This window comes from Methylocella silvestris, from assembly GCF_002891535.1.
GTDB lineage: Bacteria > Pseudomonadota > Alphaproteobacteria > Rhizobiales > Beijerinckiaceae > Methylocapsa > Methylocapsa silvestris_A.
The window spans coordinates 1-4729 of record NZ_PDZR01000051.1 but is presented as its reverse complement, the minus strand read 5'-3'; the positions used below and the strand labels follow the sequence as shown (position 1 = coordinate 4729).

Here is a 4729-nt window from a genome sequence, read left to right as displayed (position 1 = left end):
AAGCGGAGAAAGAAGCTGTGGACGTCATGGACGGGAACCGCGGTGGCGATCGTGTTGATGTAAGCATGCGACGGCATTCGGTATGTGTCCTCCGACCTTGAACGCTGCTGCCGAATTCGAAGGCATTATCGTATAATCTTTGGGCCTTGCGACCCCGCAGCGTAAACGACCAGCTCGCAAATTCGGCTCAACACGTCGGCTGGGCGTCCATATTCGCTGAAATGGTATCCACCATCAAATCACGCGCGCGTTTACTCCGCTCCGATGATTACTTCCTCGCGACGAGTTGGACTATCTCTGCCTGAGCGCTCGACGCCTGAACCGTACGCGTGATATCGCCTGCTCTCATATTCGAAGACGATCTGACCGCGTTCATCGAAGCGGAGAAATGTCGGGCTTCGTCGTGCTTTCGCAAAACAGAGAAACCGGACCTTGACACGCATGCTGGACAGATGCAGGCCGAAGCAAATGCATCTCTACGCGCTAAACGAATTTGGACGCTACGCGAGCTTTCTTTAAAATCTGGTCTTTGATCTAGAAGCCTGCGGCGCTGCCCCTCGCGGCAAAAAGCTCAGTGCGTCCGTACGAATCGCGCTGTTCGGCTATGATCCGAAAGACGCGCCGCAGGCCGCCGGCAGCTACAATCTGCCTTTGGTCCAGGCTAACGCGCGATCAGTTGTGCGAGAATCGAACTGGCTCCGCATGTCTGGCGCGGCTATCCCACAGCAGCGCGGGGGGCGCAGCCGCCGCTTCCTGGACGCGGCGCACTTCTACCGCCATAGTTCGCCGATGTTGAAAGCAGCAGAAATTGGGCCGGTTCTCATTACCGGCTGCTCAAGCGGCGTCGGGCGCGCCGCCGCAGCGGCTTTTCGCGCCGCGGGTTTCGAGACGTTTGCGACGGCGCGCGATCCCCTTGCGCTCGAACAACTGCGGGCGCTCGGCTGCGCCACGCTCACTCTCGACGTCACGGACGAGGACGCGAGGCGGGCTGCCGTGGAGGCGGTCGAAAGGCAATTCGGCGCGGTTGGCGTTCTCGTCAACAATGCCGGCTACGGCCAATATGGCCCAATCGAGGAAATTACGCTCGACGAAATGCGGCGACAGTTCGAAACCAATGTTTTTGGCGGAATGCGCTTGTCGCAGCTTGTCTTGCCCGGGATGCGTCGCGCCGGGAAGGGGCGTATCGTCAATGTCAGTTCGGTCGCCGGACGCGTCAGCGTCATGGGCGGCGGCGCCTACCACGCAGCGAAATTCGCTACCGAGGCCATCGCCGACGCGCTGCGCCCCGAAGTTGAACCCTTCGGCATAGACGTTGTGAATGTGTTGCCGGGGCCGATTGCCACGCATTTCGAAGCGACGTTGCTGAAAACGATCCCAAAGACTGGCGACGACAGCCCCTATGCGCTCTTCAAGGAAAACCTTGCCCGCGGGATGCGCGCTTTTCTTGCGCGGGGCGGCTTCGGCGTTATGACCGCCGATCACGTCGCCAACGCCGTGTTAAAGGCCGCAACAGTGGCGCGGCCGCGCACCCGCTATAATGTTGGCTTCATCGCCAAATTTGGACCCGTGGGACGCGCGCTTGCGCCTGACCGTCTTGTTGACGCCGTGTCTCGCTTGGTCATCCCGAACAAAGGCAGCTGATCTTCTCGGCAGAGATCGACGGTGGGCGACATCTGCGTCGTCGCGCAGCGATCCTGGCAGAAATGACGATGCGCTCAGGCTGTCTCGGCGTTGGACGTAACGGCTGGCTACCTGATTGACGCGTCACCTCAGCCTTCGCGTTGACGATCGGCCGCCCGGAGTTCAGGGAATTGCCGAGAGGAGAAGGAAGGTCGCAAAGATCACCAAATGGATGGCTCCTTGCAGAACCGTTGTGCGGCCGGTTCCCAGCGTGAGCGTGCTGACGAACAGGGTCAAAACCAGCAAGACTATGCTCTCGGGGATGAGCCCGAGCGTGAGCTTCGACCCCGTGATGAGCGAGACGACCGCCACTGCGGGGATCGTCAGACCTATGCTGGCCAGCGCCGACCCCAGCGCAAGATTTATGCTGTTTTGCAGCCGGTTGAACAGCGCCGCGCGGATCGAGGCGATGCCCTCCGGCAAAAGGACCACCGTCGCGATCACGACGCCGACGAAGGTTTTCGGCAAACCGGCTGAGGTGATGGCCGCGTCGAGGGGGTAAGAGAGAATTTTTGCGAGAAGCACCACCGCAGTCAGGGAAACCAGAAGCAGGCCGGCGCTGGCCGCCGCTGTGCTGGACGTTGGTTTGGCATGTGCGGGCTGATCGGCTGCAAACTCCGGCTCCGTCGCGTCCAGAAAATAGTCCCGATGGCGAATGGTCTGGACGAAGACGAAGACGAGATAGAGAGCCAGCGAGGCCGCGCCGATAAAGACGAGCTGAATTGGCGAATATTCGGGGCCGGAAATCGCCAGGGTATAATTTGGCAGAACCAGCGCCAACGTCGCGAGCGTGCCGAGGACGGCAAGCGCCGCCGAAGCTCCGTCAAGTCGGAAGGATTGTTCGTAGTGACGCTGTCCTCCGAAAATAAGGCATAGGCCAACAACGCCGTTCAACACGATCATCACGGCTGAGAACACGGTGTCGCGCGCGACCTGGTCGCTGCCTTCGGCTCCCGAGACCATGATGGAGACGATGAGCGCCACTTCGATCACGGTGACGGCGAGGGCGAGGAGGATCGAGCCGAACGGCTCGCCGAGCCGGAGCGCCAGAACTTCCGCATGATGTACCGAGGCGAACACCGCGCCGCCAAGCAAGGCGGCGGAGAGCGCCAGCGCGATGCCAGAGCTCAGGTCAACAAGGCCAGCGAATTTCGCAAAAAGGAGGACGCTTGCCGCCGCAGGGGCGAGCCAGGTCCACACGGCGTTCGAACCGGGATGATCTTGAGACATTCGCTTCTGTGTCCTTTTTGGTCGCTCTTTGCCGGGCTGAAAGTCCTGTAACACGGCCCATGCAGCGTCAACGGCCCGGCGACGGCGCGCTCGCCTTCGGAGGTTTTGCGCTCTCCGACACTCCAGGCCGCCCTTTCGCGATCCTGTAATGCGCCCATAGCACCTTGGCGGCGACGGCTCGCCATGGGCGCCATTGCTCGGCGAGCGCGACAAGCTCCGAGGCGCTCGGCCGCGCCGCAATTCCATAGGCGAGACGCGCAGCCTCCTGCAAGGCAAGGTCGCCCGCGGCGAAGGCGTCGGAATGGCCAAGGCAGAACATGAGATAGATGTCGGCGGTCCAGGGACCGATGCCTTTCACCGCCGTCAGTGCGGCATGGGCGATCTCGGCCGGCATGGCGCCAAGTTCGTCGAGCGGGAGTGCGCCGCGTGTAATCGCCTCAGCGATCGCGCGCAATGTGCGGATTTTAGGCGCCGACAGCCCGCAGGCCTTCAGCGCCTCAACCGTCGCCGCCTCGATCACCGAGGGCGTCAAAGGTCCGAAACGATCGATCAGCCGCCGCCAGATCGCGTCGGCGCTGGCGACCGAGAGTTGCTGCCCCATGACAATCCAGGCGAGCCCGTGAAAGCCCGGCTCGCGCTTGCGCAGCACTGGCCGCGCGCCCTCGGCGACGAGTCGGGACATCACCGGATCGAGGCGGCCAAGCTCCGCGAGCCCTTCGGCCAGCGCTTCGTCGGAGTCCAGAAAGCGTTTCGTCGCCATGCCTCCCCCAAAACCAGCCCAATGCACCAAATTGCGTCGCACGGGCAATAGGCTGGCGAGATGGGTCGCCGGCGGCGCCAGCAAGGCTCGCACAGGCTCGCCGTCCCTTTAGGGAATAGAGCAATGGCTCAAGGAAACGTGAAGGCTTGAGCCTGGGGTTGATTTATCACAAATCTCGCTTTGCGCGTTTTTCTATCATCCGCTGTCTATCAACGTCGATGGAAGCGGGAGGGAGCAATGGCGAGAATTAGCTTATGCGCGGCGCTTGTCGCCGCCACAATGGTCACCCCGGTTTACGCTCAGACAGGTTCGGAGAATGCTCTGCGCGCTCAGAACGCTAACAGCGATGGATTGCTGAACAAGGGGCATCTGGCCCCGACCGGCGCGACGGTTCCGCGCCCCAACATTTCCGACGAAGCGGCTCCGACCCTTACCGGCCGGTCCATCCACGATGATAGCGATCGTGTGCTTCGCGGCATCTGCAAGAACTGCTAACCCGTCGTGGCGGCTTCGGCGGCCGGCGCATTTGCGTTCCGTTATGTAGCCATCAGACGCGGGGCGGCGACCGACCGATTGGCTATGCGCCTGCCGAAGACCCCGAACGTACCAATGTAGCGCTGGTCGATGGCGCGCCGATCTCGATCCGTTTGCCTTGGCCTTCGAACGCCGTTCAGCTTTGAACTCGGCGGGGGCCCGCCGCTTTTGGACGCGGCGGGGAAATAACGACTGCATGCGAGCCAAGCGATCGCAACTTGCGCGGAGCAGCGCCTCGAGATCCGGGACATCGCCGAAGCGCTGAATAATCACGGCATCCTGAAACTCGCCAAGCGCGGGATCGCCCGAGCGGCTGAAAGCCACGGCGCCAGCTGATTGAGCTTCGTTGCCTCGCCGGCGGAATTTGTCTTAGTGCAGCTGACGCTGCTCAAGGTGGTTAGGTCCTGTTGACAAATAAGATTCCCAGTCCCGGCTTTCGGTGATTCAACGTTGCTTTCTCAGGGAGGCGGCTTTGATTCGGGACATGATGAGCGACGAGGTGGGCGTTCTTCGAGCCGTTTGTGA

4 protein-coding genes are annotated in these 4729 nt (G+C 61.7%); 2 read left to right on the top strand and 2 right to left on the bottom strand.

Going from position 1 to position 4729, the window contains the following annotated elements; genetic code table 11:
- Nucleotides 1–789: 789 nt before the first annotated feature.
- Complete coding sequence (locus CR492_RS20095) at nucleotides 790–1641, top strand: SDR family NAD(P)-dependent oxidoreductase (protein ID WP_102845484.1); 852 nt, start codon at nucleotides 790–792, stop codon at nucleotides 1639–1641.
- Between the two features lie 162 nt (nucleotides 1642–1803).
- On the opposite strand, the gene CR492_RS20090 is transcribed toward CR492_RS20095, so the two are convergent.
- Entirely contained in the window at nucleotides 1804–2910 is a 1107-nt protein-coding gene (locus CR492_RS20090; RefSeq protein ID WP_102845483.1) for a calcium:proton antiporter, read from the bottom strand.
- A 67-nt stretch (nucleotides 2911–2977) separates the two neighbouring features.
- A complete protein-coding gene (locus CR492_RS20085; RefSeq protein ID WP_102845482.1) occupies nucleotides 2978–3670 on the bottom strand; it encodes a DNA-3-methyladenine glycosylase family protein in 693 nt (230 codons plus the stop codon).
- Nucleotides 3671–3907: 237 nt separating this feature from the next.
- On the opposite strand from CR492_RS20085, the gene CR492_RS20620 reads away from it, so the two are divergent.
- On the top strand, nucleotides 3908–4165 hold the full coding sequence (locus CR492_RS20620; RefSeq protein WP_146030349.1) for a hypothetical protein: 258 nt from the start codon (nucleotides 3908–3910) through the stop codon (nucleotides 4163–4165).
- Nucleotides 4166–4729: the final 564 nt, after the last annotated feature.

What these genes read in the sequence shown, in the direction of transcription:
- CR492_RS20095 (WP_102845484.1), top strand. Translation starts at nt 790, where the DNA reads ATGTTGAAAGCAGCAGAAATTGGGCCGGTTCTCATTACCGGCTGCTCA.
- CR492_RS20090 (WP_102845483.1), bottom strand. Translation starts at nt 2,910, where the DNA reads ATGTCTCAAGATCATCCCGGTTCGAACGCCGTGTGGACCTGGCTCGCC.
- CR492_RS20085 (WP_102845482.1), bottom strand. Translation starts at nt 3,670, where the DNA reads ATGGCGACGAAACGCTTTCTGGACTCCGACGAAGCGCTGGCCGAAGGG.
- CR492_RS20620 (WP_146030349.1), top strand. Translation starts at nt 3,908, where the DNA reads ATGGCGAGAATTAGCTTATGCGCGGCGCTTGTCGCCGCCACAATGGTC.